Annotated in this window: 15 protein-coding genes; 6 read left to right on the plus strand and 9 right to left on the minus strand. The window is 62.2% G+C overall.

The window, feature by feature from the left end:
* Window positions 1–9: 9 nt before the first annotated feature.
* Together ACWF8S_RS15720 and ACWF8S_RS15725 are read left to right on the plus strand one after the other, a co-directional pair.
* A complete protein-coding gene (locus tag ACWF8S_RS15720) occupies window positions 10–1,500 on the plus strand; it encodes an amidase (RefSeq protein WP_447556616.1) in 1,491 nt (496 codons plus the stop codon).
* Between the two features lie 75 nt (window positions 1,501–1,575).
* On the plus strand, window positions 1,576–2,970 hold the full coding sequence (locus ACWF8S_RS15725; RefSeq protein WP_447554356.1) for a D-serine ammonia-lyase: 1,395 nt from the start codon (window positions 1,576–1,578) through the stop codon (window positions 2,968–2,970).
* Here ACWF8S_RS15725 and ACWF8S_RS15730 read toward each other — a convergent pair.
* Both ACWF8S_RS15730 and ACWF8S_RS15735 read right to left on the minus strand, forming a co-directional pair.
* Window positions 2,924–3,724: a cytochrome c oxidase assembly protein gene (locus tag ACWF8S_RS15730; RefSeq protein ID WP_447554358.1), complete on the minus strand. Its 801-nt coding sequence runs from the start codon at window positions 3,722–3,724 to the stop codon at window positions 2,924–2,926. The two genes, ACWF8S_RS15725 and ACWF8S_RS15730, sit on opposite strands and share 47 nt — an antisense overlap.
* Window positions 3,725–4,192 (minus strand): DUF2243 domain-containing protein, encoded by a 468-nt coding sequence (locus ACWF8S_RS15735; RefSeq protein WP_447554359.1) that lies wholly within the window; start codon window positions 4,190–4,192, stop codon window positions 3,725–3,727.
* A gap of 149 nt (window positions 4,193–4,341) precedes the next feature.
* Between ACWF8S_RS15735 and ACWF8S_RS15740 the strand changes: the two genes are divergently transcribed.
* Window positions 4,342–4,818: a LabA-like NYN domain-containing protein gene (locus ACWF8S_RS15740; RefSeq protein ID WP_447554360.1), complete on the plus strand. Its 477-nt coding sequence runs from the start codon at window positions 4,342–4,344 to the stop codon at window positions 4,816–4,818.
* On the opposite strand, the gene ACWF8S_RS15745 is transcribed toward ACWF8S_RS15740, so the two are convergent.
* Both ACWF8S_RS15745 and ACWF8S_RS15750 read right to left on the minus strand, forming a co-directional pair.
* Window positions 4,790–5,626 (minus strand): alpha/beta fold hydrolase, encoded by an 837-nt coding sequence (locus ACWF8S_RS15745; protein WP_447554361.1) that lies wholly within the window; start codon window positions 5,624–5,626, stop codon window positions 4,790–4,792. The two genes, ACWF8S_RS15740 and ACWF8S_RS15745, sit on opposite strands and share 29 nt — an antisense overlap.
* 28 nt (window positions 5,627–5,654) lie before the next feature.
* Window positions 5,655–7,385, minus strand: coding sequence for a putative bifunctional diguanylate cyclase/phosphodiesterase (locus tag ACWF8S_RS15750; RefSeq protein WP_447554363.1), 1,731 nt, complete (start codon window positions 7,383–7,385; stop codon window positions 5,655–5,657).
* A gap of 280 nt (window positions 7,386–7,665) precedes the next feature.
* Here ACWF8S_RS15750 and ACWF8S_RS15755 point away from each other — a divergent pair, with 280 nt between their 5' ends.
* Window positions 7,666–7,965: a YciI family protein gene (locus tag ACWF8S_RS15755; protein WP_447554365.1), complete on the plus strand. Its 300-nt coding sequence runs from the start codon at window positions 7,666–7,668 to the stop codon at window positions 7,963–7,965.
* Here the strand turns inward: ACWF8S_RS15755 and ACWF8S_RS15760 are convergent.
* A complete protein-coding gene (locus ACWF8S_RS15760; protein WP_447554366.1) occupies window positions 7,958–8,734 on the minus strand; it encodes a response regulator in 777 nt (258 codons plus the stop codon). The genes ACWF8S_RS15755 and ACWF8S_RS15760 overlap by 8 nt on opposite strands.
* A gap of 105 nt (window positions 8,735–8,839) precedes the next feature.
* On the opposite strand from ACWF8S_RS15760, the gene ACWF8S_RS15765 reads away from it, so the two are divergent.
* Window positions 8,840–11,149: a TonB-dependent siderophore receptor gene (locus tag ACWF8S_RS15765; RefSeq protein ID WP_447554368.1), complete on the plus strand. Its 2,310-nt coding sequence runs from the start codon at window positions 8,840–8,842 to the stop codon at window positions 11,147–11,149.
* Window positions 11,150–11,352: 203 nt separating this feature from the next.
* Window positions 11,353–12,327: a porphobilinogen synthase gene (hemB, locus tag ACWF8S_RS15770; RefSeq protein ID WP_447554370.1), complete on the plus strand. Its 975-nt coding sequence runs from the start codon at window positions 11,353–11,355 to the stop codon at window positions 12,325–12,327.
* Between the two features lie 81 nt (window positions 12,328–12,408).
* Here the strand turns inward: hemB and gspD are convergent, their stop codons facing one another.
* From gspD to ACWF8S_RS15790, 4 genes are read right to left on the minus strand one after another with little or no spacing between them, the layout of a single operon-like run.
* Complete coding sequence (gspD, locus tag ACWF8S_RS15775) at window positions 12,409–14,652, minus strand: type II secretion system secretin GspD (RefSeq protein WP_447554372.1); 2,244 nt, start codon at window positions 14,650–14,652, stop codon at window positions 12,409–12,411.
* A gap of 8 nt (window positions 14,653–14,660) precedes the next feature.
* Window positions 14,661–15,161, minus strand: coding sequence for a hypothetical protein (locus ACWF8S_RS15780; protein WP_447554373.1), 501 nt, complete (start codon window positions 15,159–15,161; stop codon window positions 14,661–14,663).
* Window positions 15,158–15,769, minus strand: a complete 612-nt coding sequence (gene gspM, locus ACWF8S_RS15785; RefSeq protein ID WP_447554375.1) for a type II secretion system protein GspM — start codon at window positions 15,767–15,769, stop codon at window positions 15,158–15,160. Before gspM ends, ACWF8S_RS15780 begins: the two co-directional genes overlap by 4 nt.
* Entirely contained in the window at window positions 15,753–16,766 is a 1,014-nt protein-coding gene (locus tag ACWF8S_RS15790; protein WP_447554376.1) for a type II secretion system protein GspL, read from the minus strand. Before ACWF8S_RS15790 ends, gspM begins: the two co-directional genes overlap by 17 nt.
* Between the last annotated feature and the right edge of the window lie 19 nt (window positions 16,767–16,785).

The following is a 16,785-nucleotide window of genomic DNA, read 5'->3' on the forward strand; positions in this document are numbered from 1 at the left end:
GAGACCTTGATGAATGCCTGTGACCTGAATGCCACCGATGCGCGCCGCCTGATGGCGACCAGACAGCTTTCCGCCGTGGAGCTTACCCAGAGCTGCCTTGCCCGATTCGAGGCGACCAACCCGGCCGTGAACGCCCTGATAGCCCAGGATGTCGACGCCATGCAAGAAGCCGCACAAAAGGCTCAGCGCGCCATCGACAAAGGCGAGCCACTCGGCGCGCTGCACGGCTTGCCACTGTGTGTGAAAGACATGGTGGATGTCACCGGCCTTCCCACCACGTTCGGCAGCCAGATCTACGCCGACAACATCGCCAAGGGCGATGATCCGATGGTGGCCCAGCTGCGCGAGGCGGGGGCGGTGGTGATGGGCAAGACCAACAATCCCGAATGGAGCGCAGGCGGCAACACACGCAACGCCGTATACGGCGTGACTGCCAACCCGTTCGATGTGACCCGCTCCGCCGCGGGCTCGTCCGGCGGCTCAGCGGTGGCGCTTGCCTGCGGCATGGCCCCGCTGGCCACCGGCTCCGATACTGGCGGTAGCCTGCGAAGCCCAGCGGCGTTTTGCGGCGTGGTGGGCTTTCGGCCCTCACCAGGGCTGGTACCGGGACACAGCCGGGCTCTGAGCTGGCTGCCGATGTCCCTGAACGGCCCCATGGCGCGCAGTGTGGACGATGCCGCCCTGATGCTGTCGGCCATGATTCGCCCGGACCGCCGTGACCCCTGGACCCCCGTGGTCGAGGGCCAGTCCGCCTACACTCCGGAGGCCTTTCGTCATCTGCCCCGGGTGGATCTTTGCAGCGCGCGGGTCGCTTTTACGACGGATTTTGGCTTTACCATGACCGAAAGGATGATCGTCGAGAGCTTCAACGACAAGCTTGCGCGCTTTGGCCATGTCTTCGCCCGCCTGGATGACACTCACCCCGAGTGTCCTCACGCCGACGACACCTTCGCGGTGATTCGTGCCCTGTGCTTTTCCGGCCTCCATCGCGATCTACTCCAAAAGTATCCGGACCAGGTCGGCCCCAACGTGCGTGACAACGTCCGTGAAGGCGAAGGCTACTCGGCGCTGGACGTTGTGCGCGCGCTGACCAATCAGAGCCATCTCTACCGCCACTGGCAGACATTTTTCGAGCAGCACGACTTTCTTTTAGCACCCACCACGACCATCAGCCCGCGGGACTGGCACGAGCTTTACCCCACGGAGATCGACGGCGAGCCGACCCAGAGCTACTACCACTGGCTCTCCATGGCCTACGCCTCGACACTGGCCGGCCACCCGTCGGTGACGCTACCCACCGGGCGCGATCATAACGGCATGCCGTTCGGCCTGCAGATCATCGGTCGCCGAGGAAGCGACCTGGAAACGCTCGCCTTTGCCCGAGAACTGGAAACTCTCTTTGCCGGGGACGAAGCGCTGGCACGCCCGCGGGTCAACCTGGATTACCTGCGCGATGCGCGCCCCCTCAAGGAGGCCGAAGGGTTCATGGGCTTTGCCTGAAATTTCAGTTTATTGACACATTATCTATGCTTACCGCGTACTCGACGCTTCACCGTTCGATAAAAGGTCAACGTTATGGAACCCCATTCCCTCGCTCATTGGCAATCGATTGCCAAGACAGGCAGCGATCCAGTGATCAAGGCCCTGGCCTTGGGCGAAGAGACACTCTGGCTCAACCCCAAGCGACAGCCGTTTGCGACGGTGCGCGACACGCTGTCGTTATCGCGCGCCGATATCGACGAGGCAGCCGCACGCCTGGCACGCTTTGCCCCCTACTTCGCGGAGGTATTCCCAGAAACAGCCGCGACGGGTGGCATTATCGAGTCACCGCTCTACCGTGCCCAGAACCTGGCCAGGCAAGCCGCCGAGTGCTGGCAGGTGCCCGCCCCGGCAACGCTTTTGATCAAGGCCGATAGTCATCTGCCGATCTCGGGTTCCATCAAGGCACGGGGCGGCTTTCACGAGGTGTTGCTATACGCCGAGACGCTCGCGCTGGAACACGGCTTGGTCACCCAGAAGGACGACTACGCCTGCTTCGCCTCCGCGCCGTTTCAAGCGCTCTTTGCCGAGCATTCGATCGTGGTGGGCTCGACCGGCAACCTAGGGTTGAGCATCGGCATTCTCAGCGCCAAGTTGGGTTTCAACGTGACGGTGCATATGTCCGCCGACGCCCGCGCCTGGAAAAAGACACTACTGCGCGAAAAGGGCGTGGAGGTCGTCGAGCATCAGTCCGACTACAGCGTGGCGGTCACCCAGGGCCGTGAAGAGGCGCTCAAGACGCCGCGCTGTCATTTCGTCGACGATGAAGACTCCACCGCGCTGTTTCTGGGCTACGCGGTGGCCGCCCAGCGCCTGGAGAAGCAGCTGGCCGAGATGAACGTGAGAGTCGATGCCGAGCATCCGTTGGTGGTTCATCTCCCCTGCGGCGTCGGCGGCGGCCCCGGCGGTGTGGCCTTTGGCTTGAAGCACGTCTTCGGCGATGCGGTGCACTGCCTGTTCGCCGAACCCACCCCATCGCCCTGCATGCTGCTGGGCATGGCCACCGGGCTTCACAACGCCATCAGCGTGCAGGACATCGGTTTGAACAACCTGACCTGCGCCGACGGCCTGGCGGTGGGCCGCCCCTCGGCGTTCGTCGGAAAGGTGATGGAGCCTCTGCTGGACGGCATCTACACCGTCAGCGACGACGAGCTCTACGCGCTGATCGCGTTGATCAAGGACTGTGAAGATCTGGCACTCGAGCCCTCCGCCGTGGCGGGCCTTCCGGGCTTTGCCCGCCTGGCCACTGCACCTTCTGGGGCGCTCGAGGCACTGGGCCTGCAACAAAACCTGCCCAACGCTATTCACCTCATGTGGGCCACCGGCGGAGGAATGGTGCCAAAGCAGGAGATGCAAGATTATTACCAGCGAGGTGCATCGCTGCTCAGTGAATCGAGACTCTGCCAAGAAGGGGTTCCCGCCGCTCAATAGGCCGTCTCAACCAGAACGTCATCAACACCACCGCCAGCAGCACCTCGGCCAGGTCGCCACCGTAGTACATCCACTGCGCGGCGGCTTGCACGCCTTCCAGAGCGTGTCCGGTGCCCCGGGGCAAGCCTTGAGCGTACATCAGCTTGCCGAGCAGGCTGTGGGTGGCGATGGCGGCGAACAGCACGCCGAGGCGAAAGCGCAGGCTGAGCCGGTGAGGCGAGGCATCGGGCTCGGCAAGGATCGCCCAGCAGAAAAGATAACCTGCCAGCAGGAAATGCAGGTGAATGGCGTAGTGAAGCGTCGGGTTTTCAAGCGACGCGGCGTAGAGCGGCGTCATATAGAGCACGTACATGCCGCCCACGTTGAGAAACAGGGCAGTGACCGGGTGAGCGATCAAGCGAACGAAGCGGCTGTGCAGCAGCGCCACCACCACCTTGCCGCCCGCCTGCGGAAGCGTTTTGAGCAGCAGCGTCATGGGGGCGGCCAACACCCAGGCCAGCGGCGCGAACATGCCGATCAAAAGGTGCAGCGTCATGTGGCCGACCAGATCGGCGTGCGCCCAGGCCATCAACGAGGGCCAGAAAGCAACCGCCAGAAGCGTACTGCCCAAGAGGAAAAAGCCGCAACGCCAGAGACTCCACCCTGAACCACTTTCGCGCTGAAGCCAGGCCGCCGCCATATATTCGAAGCTGACGAGCACGACCAGCAAGAAGGGCAGCCAGTCGAGCAGTGTTCCGTGGTGGGCGACGTGCATTCAGCGCGCGGGCTGCGTGCGGGCGCGGCGCAAGAACCAGACGCCGATCAGTAAAAAGACGATCGCGAAGGCATTCCACACCAGATCATACATCAATGGATCCACGCCGTAGCGGATCTGATGAAGCCGCAGGATCTTGTGATTGATCAACCCGTCGAATAGCTGAAAGCCCCCCATGCCCAGAAAAAACCCCGCCTTGGCCCACGCAATGCTCAGGTGCTGGCGCTGGGAAAGATCCAGCAACATGAACAAGCCGATCACCACCGCCAGAAGTTCACCCGCGTGAAGAAGCCCGTCCGACACGATACCAAGAGCCGGAGTGGAAAAGTCAAAAAAGTGGTGCCACTGCAGCAACTGGTGAAAGACGATCTCATCCAGCGCCGCCATTACCCCGATACCCACCAGCACCGCCGCCCAGAGCGAGCGTTTGGTATCAAGCGGGGTAGATGCATCCGTCATTCGAGCCATCGCTTTTCTCCTTGCGTTCATGTAAGCGTAGGCAAGCCCTTTGACGGGGTAAAGAACGGGGTGCGCGCCAGCGCCGCGAGTAATGCCTATACTCCCTCGGGCAGAGCCTGCCCATCCATGAGACACACGCCCAGGAAAAACCAACGCCCATGACCACCGTCGCGATTTTCGTGGACACCCAGAACGTCTACTACACCGTACGGGATGCCTACGGCAAACACTTTGACTACCATGCGTTCTGGCAACGGGTATGCGCGAACCGCGAGGTAGCCGCCGCGTACTGTTACGCCATCGATAAAGGGGACCCCAAGCAGCGCGAGTTTCAGAACATACTTCGGCGTATCGGCTTCGAGGTGAAGCTGAAGCCGTACATCCAGCGCACCGACGGTTCCGCCAAGGGCGACTGGGATGTCGGTATTACCCTGGATGCCATCGAGCATGCCCAGCACGTGGATGTCGTGGTATTGGTCTCCGGCGACGGCGACTTTGATCTTCTCGCCCAAAAAATCCGTCAGGTCCACGGCAAGCGCGTCGAAGTCTACGGCGTGCCCCCTCTTACTGCCGCTTCGCTGATTCAAGCGGCCAGCGCGTTCATTCCTATCGATCGCTCACTGCTGCGGGCCTAGCGCTGCCAAGCCAGACATCAATCTCCCGGATGACGATCTCCGGATGCGTCATGTGGATACAGTGCCCCACGCTTGGCAACTCCCTCAGCGTGCTGTGCGGCATATGCGCGTGCATGTAGCGCCCCACCCTGGGGTTGGCCAGCGAATCGACCTGACTTTGCAGCACGAGCGCCGGGTGCTCCAGCTGAGGCAACAGCGTCCGGTAATCCGAGAAGAACGTGGCTTTCGCGAACGCCTTGGCAACCACGGGGTCGGTCGAGCAGAAGCTGTCGGAAAGCTCGCCGATAAGCTGCTCCGAGCTTTCCGGGCCCAGCGCCAGCGGTACCAGATAGTTGGCCCAGCCGAGATAGTTACGATCCATCAGGGCAAGCAGCTCTTCAAGGTCGGCGCGCTCAAAGCCCCCGTAATAGTCCGGCGGAATATTCAAGAAGCAGGGCGAGGGGCAGACCATCAACTGACTGGCGAAACGCTCGGGCCTGGCCAGGGCGGCCAGTTGGCCGATGGTGGCGCTCACGGAGTGGCCGACAAAGTGCACCTGCCTCAAATCCAGCGCCTCGCAGATCTCCACGACATCCTGGGCGTAGCCTTGCAACGTGGCGTAGCGGATCGTATCAAACGCCGCCAGCTGCGACTGGCCCGAGCCCACATAGTCAAAGAGCACCACGGTGTAATGGGCTTTCAAGGCAGGCAGTATGTGTTGCCATACCCGTTGATCGCAGCCAAACCCGTGAGCCAGCATTACCGTCTTGGCGCCCTCACCCACCACGGTAATATTATTGCGCGCCGTGACTGCCGCTTTCGTCAACAAACTTCTTACTCCTTGGTTAGGCGCTAGACTAGACGCCGTACTTCTTTTGAAACCCCTCGCGCGCCCATGCCTCGAGCCACGAGGGGAAATCGCGGGCGGGCATGGGCCGGGCAATATAGTAGCCTTGGCCCACCTCACAGCCCAGCGCCAGAAGCTCCTGGCTATGCTGCAGGGTTTCCACCCCTTCTGCGACCACCCCGCACTCGAAGGCCTGGGCAAAGCCGAGCACGCCTTTCAGGATAGCCAGATCGCCGCGGCTGGTGAGCATGTTCTGAACAAAACTGCGATCGATCTTGAGCGTATCCACCGGCAGATCCCGCAGTTGGCTCAGCGACGAGTAGCCGGTACCGAAATCATCCAGCGACACACGAAGACCCATGGCGCGGCACGTATTGATGACCAGCGCGACCTGGTCAACGTCTTCAATTGCACTGGTTTCCAGCACCTCGAGTTCCAGATAGTGTCTCGGCACCTCGGGAAAATCCACCAGTAGCGCCCCCAGATCCTTTATGAAATGAGGGTGCTGCAAGTGATAGCCGTCGATATTCACACTTATCCTTACCTGCAGGCCGTGCTGGCGCCACGCCTGCAACTGGCCCAGGGCGGTCATGATCACCCAGCGCCCCAGCTGCACCCCGCTTAGTGTGTTACTCAATACCGGCAGGAATGCATGGGGGGCGAGCACCCCCTTGGCGGGGTGGTTCCAGCGAATCAACGCCTCGACGCCCAGCACCTCGCCCGTGCGCATATTGATCTTGGGCTGATAGAAAAGCTCAAGCTGTTCGGCGGCCATCGCCTGATTGATCGCCAGAAGCTCCGCGTGACGCTCCTTTTGAATGTCTTCATCATCGCTGTCGAAAAGACACACCCGGTTTTTACCGGCCAGCTTGGCCTGATACATCGCCTTGTCGGCCTGACGAATCAACTGGTCCGGCTCCAGGGTTCTGGCCTGAGGGAAAAGCGTGACGCCAATACTTGCCGAGAGCCCAAGCGATACGTCATCGACCATAAACGGCGCCGCCAGGCGATGGGTCAGCCGGGGCATCAGCATCTTTTCTGACGGCCTGTCAAAGTAGCCATCCAGCACCACGACAAACTCATCCCCCCCGAAACGGGCCACCAGGTCGTTTTGCCTCAACGTGGAGATCAGTCGCTTGGCCACCTGCTGCAGCACCTGGTCGCCCGCCTCGTGGCCGTAGCGGTCATTCACCTCCTTGAAGCCGTCCAGATCGATAAACGCCAGCGCAAAGCCACCACTACCGGGTAACCGATTAGTGATCCTTTGATCCAGATGCTTGCTCAGCGCCGCACGATTGGGCAGCCCCGTGAGCGGGTCGGTATTAGAGAGCGAGCGGAGCAGCCCCACTTTTTGCTCGAGTAACTGCTGGGTCTTCTTCAACTCCACGAACAGCTGCTCAGCACGGTTCGCGTTGCTGATACTCCAGAAAAGGCGTTCGCTTGCGCGGTCGTACTCGACACTTACCACCACCGGGTAGCGTTGGTGCGAAAGGGACACGATAGACAGGCGGATTTCGTCACACCGCCCATCGCTTGCCAGGGCAGGCACGACGAACGTTTCAATGAAAAGCTGCGACGCCTTGCTGAACAGCCGGAAAAAATCGCCTTCCATCAGATCTCTGAACGAATAGCCGTACTGCCTGGCAATATACTGATTGCTGTAAAGCACCCGACGCTGCGCATCAGTCACCATACACCCCACCGGAAACTCATTCAGCGACAGCAAGCTGGGTGTATACATAACGAACCTTACGTTTCGACGTTGAAGAGTAAATTTAAATTAGCCATCTATCATTGCTGATAATAATTGTTAACTCTATGGTTATAACGTAACCATTTGATACCCATTTATTAAAGGAAGGTTCCCGACGTGTCTGACACCCACGGAACCCGGGGCTCGTGGGTTTGCCGCCTTCAGTGGTACGTCGGCGTAGCCAGACCGTATCATAACGGTATCAATCTCTGGGGGTTGCATCGCTATCCAGCACTTCAGACCCACCCTTCATTTCATGGAGCTACCCATGCAGTATGCCGTCACCGCTTATGACTTTACCGATCAGAACGCCCTTGCCCGACGCATGGAAAACCGTGACGCTCACCTGGAAGGCATCAAGCGAATGATCGCCGAGGGAAGCTTTATAAGCGGCGGCGCCCTTCTAGACGAGCAGGGCCGCATGATCGGCTCGACGGTTCATGTTGCGTTCGCTAGCCGGGAGGCGCTGGAAAACTGGATAACAAACGACCCCTATACCGTGGGCAGGGTCTGGGACACCATCGATATTCGTGAGGTAAGGCTCGTACCGATGGAGAACGTCAGATAGCGGCTTGATCAGTCACCGAGCCGAGTTCCAGCAGATATCCTTCGTTACGCAGGGTACGAATGAACCGGGGACGACGGGCGTCATCTTCCAGGCAATGGCGCAAACGGCTGATACAGACATCGACAGAGCGGTCGTTGATATAACACTCCCGGCCAAAGGCGCGGCGGCTCAGTTCGTCACGGCTGACGACCTGGTTGGGAGTGTCGCTGAGCGCCATCAGCACCAGAAAATCGGAGCGGGTCAAATCGAAGACGCGTCCATGTGGCGAGTGGAGCCGGCGAAGCTGTAAATCGAGCCGCCAGCCGGCAAGGTGACGTTCGGTCTCTTCTGGGGCCGGCTTGGGCGTTATAGTCGCCGGGAAGCGGCGGCGCACAGCACGGATGCGAGCCAGCAGTTCGCGAGGTTCAAAAGGCTTGCACAGATAGTCGTCCGCCCCCATTTCAAGGCCGATGATACGCTCGGCCGGAGCCCCCTGTGCGCTGATCATGATGATCGGCACGGTATTCTGGTAACACAAGGTACGGCACAGGCTCAGCCCGCTCTCCCCCGGCAGCAGATGTTCAAGCAGCACCAGCGCCACACTGTCATCGAACCGCTCCCACATCTCGTAGCCGTTGGCCGCACTTCGCGTACGGTAGCCCATGTCGGCGAGATAACGGCAAATGTGCTCGCGGCTCGCGTCATCGTTATCCACCACCAGTATGAGTTCGTCTCCCTCGTTCTGATTTGCATCTGGCGCCAAACGCAGACCATCAACCACACAATCCATTACATACGCCCCATAAATCAAAACGTTCTTAAGCCGAAGCGCCAATATAATCGTGACCTCTAATTTGGTAAATACAAATCATTATTATTTTAAGGGGCATTCACGATGTATTACGCCGGCCAGACCCTCAGGGAGACCTATGAACGGGCTAAAACGCCCCTTGCCATCGCCATTGCCGCAGCCGTCAGCGGCTGCATGCTAAGTAGCAGCGTTCTGGCACAGCCATCTTCCGTTAACCGCCAGAGCCCGGCCAACGTCGAGATGGACACCATCACGGTCCAGGCCCGCTACCAGGGTGACCCGAGCAGAAGCTACACGGTTTCCGACACCAGCAGCTCCGCCGGGCTGGACCTTTCCCCCCGGGAGACGCCGCAATCGGTGACCAGCGTGACCCGCCAGCAGTTGGACGACCAGCGAGTGGTCAACCTGGAAGATGCGCTAGCGCTTACCCCGGGCATCACCTCCAACAAATCGGAAGTGGGGGTGCGTAATACCTTCCGCGCCCGGGGCTACGGTATCAGCAACTGGAAGATCGACGGCCTACAGTTTCCGGGCGACACCGGATTCGCGGGTGGCGGCAACTCCTTGAACCTGGATCTCTACGAGCGCGTGGATATCGTGCGCGGCGCCAACGGCCTGCTGGGCGGCACCGGCGACCCCTCGGCCACCGTCGACCTGGTTCGCAAGCGCCCGGGCACGGAGTTTGGCGGCAACGCCTACGTCTCTTACGGGCGCTGGGACAACGCCCGGGCCGGGGCAGACTTGAACCTGCCGCTCACCGAGGATGGCAGCGTTCGCTCGCGCTTCGTCGTCACCCAGGGCGAAGGCGATGGCTTGCGCGATCACGAATCCAACCGCAACCGAGCGGCGCTGGCCAACGTCGAATTCGATGTAAGCGACGACACCACGTTCGGCCTGGGCTATCAGTACGAGTACAACAAGACCTCCGGCGCGGGCTGGGGCGCCAACGTGCCCATCTGGTTCGCCAGCGGCCGCCGCACGGATCTTTCGCGCAGCACCAACCTGGTACCAGAGTGGAGCTACGCCGAGCAAGAAACCAACACCGCCTTCGCCTCGCTGACTCACCGCTTCAACGATGACTGGAGCGTCGAAGTCCAGGCCGCCCAAAGTGAAACCGATGCGCTGAGCAACCTTGCCCTGGGCAAGGTCAACCGCGGGCCAGTAAGTGGCACCTACAACGGCTATTGGGAAGAAGATGGCGGCGGTGCCATTCTCAACGGGATGCGCAACGACAACGAGACGCGCCAGCGCTCTGCCAGTATCGACCTGAAGGGGGCTTATGATCTGCTCGGCCGCCGTCACGACCTAGCGGTGGGCTACAGCGACAGCCGCACCCGTTCACGCACGTATGATCACGACTGCACGCTGTCCAGCAGCACGATGTCCGAATTTTCCGAAGGCTGCATGTACCGCAATAATAATGGCCTGCCGATCACCGATTGGCGCAACGGCGTCGACCGCGACATCGGCCTGAGCGGCGCGCGAAACGGCCAGCGCAGCACCACCGAAACCGACCTGCGCGGCCTGTATGCCTCTACGCGGCTAAGCGTCACCGAACCGCTGTCCGTCATTTTGGGTGGCCGTACCAGCTACTATAAAACCGAAAATGAAACCGCCTCCGGCGACACTACTACCCGCCGCGAAACCGGTGTATTCACCCCCTATGCGGGGCTGGTCTATGACCTCACGGACAACCACTCGCTCTACGCAAGCTACACCAACATCTTCACCCCACAAAGCAGCCAAACCGTGAGCGGTGACACGGTCGAGCCTATCGACGGCGACAGCTACGAGGCCGGTGTGAAGGGCGAGTGGTTCAACGGCCGCCTGAACGCCTCCGCCGCTTACTTCCGCACCCGCCAGGAAAACAGCGCCGTGCTCGACGGCGCCAACCTCACACCGGACGGCAACCAGGCCTACCGCGCCGGCACCGGTAACGAAACCGACGGCGTGGATCTGGAGATTGCCGGCGCCATTACGCCGAACTGGAACGTTTACGGCGGCTACACCTACCTGCACTTTCGCCGTATCGACTCCGACGGGCGCAGCGACCCCTCCCACCTGCTCAAGCTCCACACCACTTATGAGCCGGCGGGTATGTTGAATCGCTGGACCTTCGGTACCGGCGTCTATGCGCAGAGCAGTATCGATGCGATCTCCGGCCCCGCCGGTAAACCCGTCGACGGCATCAGCACCGGCTCCACGCCCGCCAACTGGGCAGGCTACGCCACCGTGAACGCCATGGCGCGTTACGACGTGACAGACGCCACCAACGTCACCCTCAACGTCGATAACCTGTTCGACAAAACCTACTACGACAACTTCGGCTTCTACGCCGGCGCTGTCTACGGCACGCCGCGCAGCGCGACGCTCACCCTGCGCACCGAGTTCTAAACCCACCGCGCTTTCATCGAGCGCTCCCCATGCCGGTCAAACGCCGGCATGGGGTCTTGCCTTTCTCTGTCAGCCTGCTCTGCGCCCTTGGGTAGGCTTGTCCTTCAATAGCGCCCTTTCATGAGCTTGATACCCTGACCGGCCTTGCGCACAGCGTTATACTGGTGATTGGAACGTCTTTTCCACTCTCATCAGGAGGTCTCATGCCGGCCCAGTTTCCCCAGGCCCGTCTTCGTCGTTTGCGTTCGAGCGACGCGCTTCGCACCATCGTGCGTGAAACCTCGCTTCGCGCCGAACATCTGGTCTACCCCATTTTCGTCGAGGAGGAGACCGACGAGTACACGCCGATCGAGGGCATGCCGGGCCAGTACCGCGTGCCGGAAAGCAAGCTGGGTGACGAGGCCAGGCGCCTGAGCGCGCTGGGGCTTAGAAGCATCATGCCGTTCGGTATTTCCCATCACAAGGATGAAACCGGCAGCGATGCGCTCAAGGAAGACGGCATGGTGGCGCGCATGGTGCGTACCATCAAGGAGGCTGCGCCGGAGCTAGTGGTGATTCCGGATATCTGCTTTTGCGAATACACCACCCACGGGCACTGCGGCATCCTGAAGGGCAACACCGTGGATAACGACCGCACGATCAAGAACCTTGGCGTTCAGGCCGTTCAGGCGGCCAAGGCTGGCGCCGACATCATTGCGCCTTCCGCCGCCCAGGACGGCCAGGTCGCGGCGATCCGCGCAGCCCTCGATGAGGCGGGCTTTATCGACACCCCCATCATGGCCTACTCCACCAAGTTCGCCTCTGCGCTGTACGGGCCGTTTCGTGAAGCCGCCGGCACCGAGCTGAAAGGCGACCGCAAGACCTACCAGATGGACCCGATGAACCGCCGCGAGGCGCTCAAGGAGTCGCTTTCCGACGAGGCCGAGGGCGCGGATTTTTTGATGGTCAAACCGGCGCTGGCGTATCTGGACATCATGGCCGACATTCGCCGCCAAAGCCTGTTGCCGCTGGTGGCCTACCAGGTCAGCGGTGAGTACGCGATGATCAAGTTTGCCGCCCAGCAGGGCGTGATCGACGAGTCCGCCGTCGTGCGCGAAACCCTGGGCGCCATGCGCCGCGCCGGCGCGGATCTGATCATGACCTACTTTGCGCCGCAGTTGCTGGAGGAGGGGCTGTAGGTCGATGCCCCTCATCCAGACCCCGGCAACGAAAAAAGCCGCGCAGAAGCGCGGCTTTTGCGTTCTGGCTTTTCGCGCCGATTACTCGGCGCCCACCATTCTGGAGCGCAACAGCTGCATTTGCTGGCGGTAATCGTTGGTTACCTCACGGGCGTGAACGGGGTTGTTGACCACTCGCGGCGTGATCAACACGATGAGCTCGGTGCGGTCCTGGCCGCGCGACTCGCTGCCAAACAAACGCCCCAATACCGGCACCGAGGCAAGCCCGGGCACCCGGGTCTCGGACTCGGCGTTGTTCTGACGGATCAAGCCGCCCAGCAGTACGGTCTGGCCGCTTTGTACCGCCACCTGAGTGGCGATGGAGCGGGTCGAGATACGCGGATTGGGCTGGCTGGGCGTGGCCGCGCTGGCATCGGCGTCGCTGACCTGCTGCTGGATGTCCATGTACACCAGCCCACCGGGATTGATGCGCGGCACCACGTCCAGAATCACGCCGGTTTGCACGTACTCGACGCTGCTCAGGGTCGTGTCCGCCGTGACCGTGCTGACCGTCGTTTGACTGATGGGGATATTGTCGCCCACCTGGATTTGCGCGGGCTGGTTGTTGAGAACGACCAGCGACGGTGCGGAGAGCACCTGGGTGAGCCCGCGGGTCTCCAGCGCGCGTAGCGCTACCTGAAGATTGTCGCTGACGAAGGAGTAGAAGAAAGAGCTGTTGCCCACCCCTAGCCCGCCGGCGCCCAGCGCCCCCTGGCTTCCGCTGGCATTGACCACCGAAGCATCGGTGGTATTGCCCGCCAGTTGGCCAAGATACCACTGAACGCCGAGACTCAAATTGCCCGCCAGGCGCACTTCGAGAATCCGCGTTTCGATCTGTACCTGCAGCGGCGGCTGGTCGAGGCGCTTGATCGCCGTTTCGATCTCCTGCCACTGGGCGGGCCGGGTGCGTACCAGCAGTTGGTTGCTGCCCGGCTGCGCCGTGATGCGCACCGACTGTGTCAGGCCCTGCGAACGCCCCTGACCACTGCCACCGGCACTCGTGGCGCCCATCGCGTCATCGGTTGGCGAGCGCGAAACACCCTCGGCCGCCTCCAGAGCGCCGCTTTCCAGACCGGGCCCGGTGAGCCCGCCGGTCGCTCCCGGCGTACTGCTCAGACTCGAGAGATTGGTCGTTCTGAGCCCGGGCGCGACCTGGGCCGGTGCGTCGCCCTCGATCTCCCCGGAGCTGTAAATCTCACGCAGATAGCGCGCCAGGTCGACGGCTTTCATGTTGCGCACGTCGTAGACGTACATCTGCGGCTCGTTACCGCCGCCCTGGTCGATGGTCCGAATCCACTCGCCGACTTCGCGCAGGTAGTCCGGCTGTGCCGAAATGGCGACGATCGAGTTGGTGCGCTCGTTGGGCATGAAGTCGACCATGTTCGCCAGGGGCGTGCCGCTCTCCGGGCCGAACAGCCGCTGCAGCTGGGGCATCAGTTCCGCCACCGAGGCGCGCTCGAGTTCAAAGACCCCGATCGACATGCCCTTGAGCCAATCGACATCGAAGGTATCGATGACGTCCTGGTAGTTTGCAAGCTCATCCGCCGTACCGGAGAGGCTGATCAGGTTACGCGCCGGGTCTACCAGCAAAAACGCATTCTCGCGCACGAAGGGCTCGAGCAGCCGCTGCATCTCCAACGCCCCGACATAGTTCAGCGGGTAGAGCCGTGCGGCCAGCCCGCGGGCCGGTTGAGACACCGGAATGGACGGCACCAGCCTGCCGGCCACCGCCTGGCTTGCAGGCAAAATGACGTAGCGGTTGTCCTGCAGGACCATCGCGTTGTCCGTCCAGGAGAGCAACGTTTCGAGAATCGAGAGCGCCTCTTCCCGGTTGACCGGCTGGGACGTCGAAAAGCTGACCGTTCCATCCACCCCCTGGGCGATGCTGTAATTTTCCTGCAGCAGATCGCCCATCACGCTGTTGATCACCGCCTCGATCGGCTGATCCGTGAAGTTGAAGACGATATCCCTCGCCTCGCTCGACGAGGCGCCGGCGGCGGCCGGCCGGGCGCTGCCCACGAAACGCTGGTTGCCTTCGATGATGCGCTGGCGCGGGCGTGCCGGCGTCGCGCCAGACCCTAACGTCGCCTGCGCATTGGGCGTTGTCGGTTCGGCGACCGGCGCCGGGTAGTCCGAGCCGCGCAGCGCCTCACGCATCAGCGCGGGATCGGACTGCAAATCCCGCGGCGGGGTGGCGCAGGCGGTCAGGGAGAGCGCGATGGCGAGCCCGAGTAACGGCATGCGCAGCGGCGATAGGGAGGACGAGGTGTCACGCTTTGAAATCATGGGGTTGGTCACGGCAAGGTAAGAGTGGTCGCCTTCGAGGGCGGCGGAAGACGCCGCATCGGCAGACTCAAGGTCTGCGTCTGCCCCTGGCGAACGAAAGTGGCGGTCTGTGGCGAGAGCTGCTCGAGGGTCCAGCCGTTATCAAGCGTTTCTCCTCGATCGAGCCGAGTAACGGCTTTGCCGGGCTCATCAAGATATACCCACTGGGTCTCGCCTTCCTGAAAAATTGCGGTCAGCGCCACATCGGAGAGTGGATTGGCCGTCACGACCGCCCGGTCCGGGTCGGGCTGGCGTTCGGGGCTGAAAATGGGGCGCTGCCGAACGCCGTCCCGGCGCGCCTGATCCAGCTCGTCTTGTAGCTCGACGGGCAGCGGTTCGGACGTAAAAGCAGGCTGGGCATCCACCGCCAGCCAGCGAGGCTCGGCGGAGGTCGTGGCAACCCAAGCCACGACCGCCAGCAAAACGGCGTTGGCCACCCCCAGCGCGACGGTCGGCAAGTGGCTCTTCATGCCCCGCCCTCCGGTTCTTGGGTATCGCGCAGATACCCGCGCAGCAGCAGGTTCACCTGCAAACGTCCGGGGCCGCCGGCAGCCGGCGCGCTGGTATCGCGCTGGATGTTGAGCTGATCGACGAACAGACTCGGCTGCCCGTATTCGAACGCGTAGAGCACGCTTGCCAAAGGCTCGATGGCGCAATCGAGCGTCAGGCTCACCTTCACCTGGCGGTAGCCGCCTTCGACTTCCTGCTGGGTGGGCACGATGGGCATACGCTGGGTAACGCTACACCCGGGGCCTTGACTTGCCCGCTCGTCGATGCGATCCAGCGCCAGCTGCATCAGGTTCGCCGCCACGGCGTTCGGGTCGCTGCCGGTCAGCAGGCGGTTGTTGAGCGCCGGGGCGTTGCGTGATTCGACCAGCGCGGCCTCGAGCCCTTCGCTTCGAGCCAGGAACGCGCCGTAGCGCTGCTGCTGCTCTTGAAGGGTCGCCACGTCTTCGCGCACCTCGCGAAGCGGGGCAAGAAAGGGCAGCTCGATCAACAGCGTCCAGGCACCCCAGAGCAGCAGAGCCAGCAGGCTCAACGCCGCTATCTGGCGTTCGCGATTAGTCAGCGCGCGCATGCAGGCCTCCCTGTTTAAGGCGTGCCCCGATAGAGAAGCGCTCAAAGCCTGTCACGTCGTCGGGGCGAATGATACCCTGGAACTGAACCTGTTCGAGGCTCGGGCAGGTCTGCACCTGGGCAATCAGCGCACTCGCCCGGGGGCTTTGTCCCGAAAACGTCACGTTCACGCCGTCCTGCACCTCCAGCTGGCTGATCCAGCTTTCATCGCCCAAACACTCGGTTAGCTCGACCAGCAGTCGGCTCACGGTGGGCCGCTCGGCCTTGAGCTTTGCCAGGTAGCGTGAAGCGCCTACCGTCGCATCGAGCTGCTCACGAAGCGCTTGCAAACGCTGCACCTGCTCGCGCTGGTTGGCGACCTCGTCTTGCATCCTGCTCACCAACTGCTTTTGTTGATGAACGTAGAGCGAGGCTATTGCTACACACAAGGCAAGGCCCGACACCCACAGCCAGCGATTGAGCGAGCCAGAGCGCTTTGCGCCCTTGCGCGCGCTGGCCGGCAGCAGATCGATACCCCGGCGCGCACCGGTAGCGTCTTCGGCGTCCAGCCGCGTCAGATGAAGCCCGCGTTCGTGGCACGCCGTGAGGATCTCGTCCAGACGCTCCCGGGCGATGGCCACCAGTTCGACCTGGGCCTGCCCCGCCTGCTTGCTGACAACGCGGGCCACGAAATGCACGTGCTGCGCCGGGTAGGGTGTGTACTTGTCCAACTCGTACTGCAACACCCGATGCAGCTGACGGGTCGCGGCAGCGGGCAGCGGGATGCGCTGCGCCATCACCTGCCCGGCGCCAAGCACCAGCACGGCCGGGCGCTCGGTATCGATCGCCTCGGGTAATGGCCAGGTGAGGCGCTGGATATCGTCACGCTGAAACCGGGCGGCCATCGCCGGCGGCAGCACGCCGGCAAGCTCGCCGAGCCACAGGTGCAGCCAGCGGCGCAGGGCGCTCTCGCGCCACTGCCGCTGCCCGTTGGCGGCGGCGCTGCGAATAGCGGCCATGCAGGACGTCCAGAAACGC

This window comes from Vreelandella xerophytica, assembly GCF_968048975.1.

Bases quoted from the DNA above. Each gene is read 5' to 3' on its own strand.
- ACWF8S_RS15720 (WP_447556616.1), top strand. From the start codon at position 10: ATGAATGCCTGTGACCTGAATGCCACCGATGCGCGCCGCCTGATGGCG.
- ACWF8S_RS15725 (WP_447554356.1), top strand. From the start codon at position 1,576: ATGGAACCCCATTCCCTCGCTCATTGGCAATCGATTGCCAAGACAGGC.
- ACWF8S_RS15730 (WP_447554358.1), bottom strand. From the start codon at position 3,724: ATGCACGTCGCCCACCACGGAACACTGCTCGACTGGCTGCCCTTCTTG.
- ACWF8S_RS15735 (WP_447554359.1), bottom strand. From the start codon at position 4,192: ATGGCTCGAATGACGGATGCATCTACCCCGCTTGATACCAAACGCTCG.
- ACWF8S_RS15740 (WP_447554360.1), top strand. From the start codon at position 4,342: ATGACCACCGTCGCGATTTTCGTGGACACCCAGAACGTCTACTACACC.
- ACWF8S_RS15750 (WP_447554363.1), bottom strand. From the start codon at position 7,385: ATGTATACACCCAGCTTGCTGTCGCTGAATGAGTTTCCGGTGGGGTGT.
- ACWF8S_RS15755 (WP_447554365.1), top strand. From the start codon at position 7,666: ATGCAGTATGCCGTCACCGCTTATGACTTTACCGATCAGAACGCCCTT.
- ACWF8S_RS15760 (WP_447554366.1), bottom strand. From the start codon at position 8,734: ATGGATTGTGTGGTTGATGGTCTGCGTTTGGCGCCAGATGCAAATCAG.
- ACWF8S_RS15765 (WP_447554368.1), top strand. From the start codon at position 8,840: ATGTATTACGCCGGCCAGACCCTCAGGGAGACCTATGAACGGGCTAAA.
- hemB (WP_447554370.1), top strand. From the start codon at position 11,353: ATGCCGGCCCAGTTTCCCCAGGCCCGTCTTCGTCGTTTGCGTTCGAGC.
- gspD (WP_447554372.1), bottom strand. From the start codon at position 14,652: ATGATTTCAAAGCGTGACACCTCGTCCTCCCTATCGCCGCTGCGCATG.
- ACWF8S_RS15780 (WP_447554373.1), bottom strand. From the start codon at position 15,161: ATGAAGAGCCACTTGCCGACCGTCGCGCTGGGGGTGGCCAACGCCGTT.
- gspM (WP_447554375.1), bottom strand. From the start codon at position 15,769: ATGCGCGCGCTGACTAATCGCGAACGCCAGATAGCGGCGTTGAGCCTG.
- ACWF8S_RS15790 (WP_447554376.1), bottom strand. From the start codon at position 16,766: ATGGCCGCTATTCGCAGCGCCGCCGCCAACGGGCAGCGGCAGTGGCGC.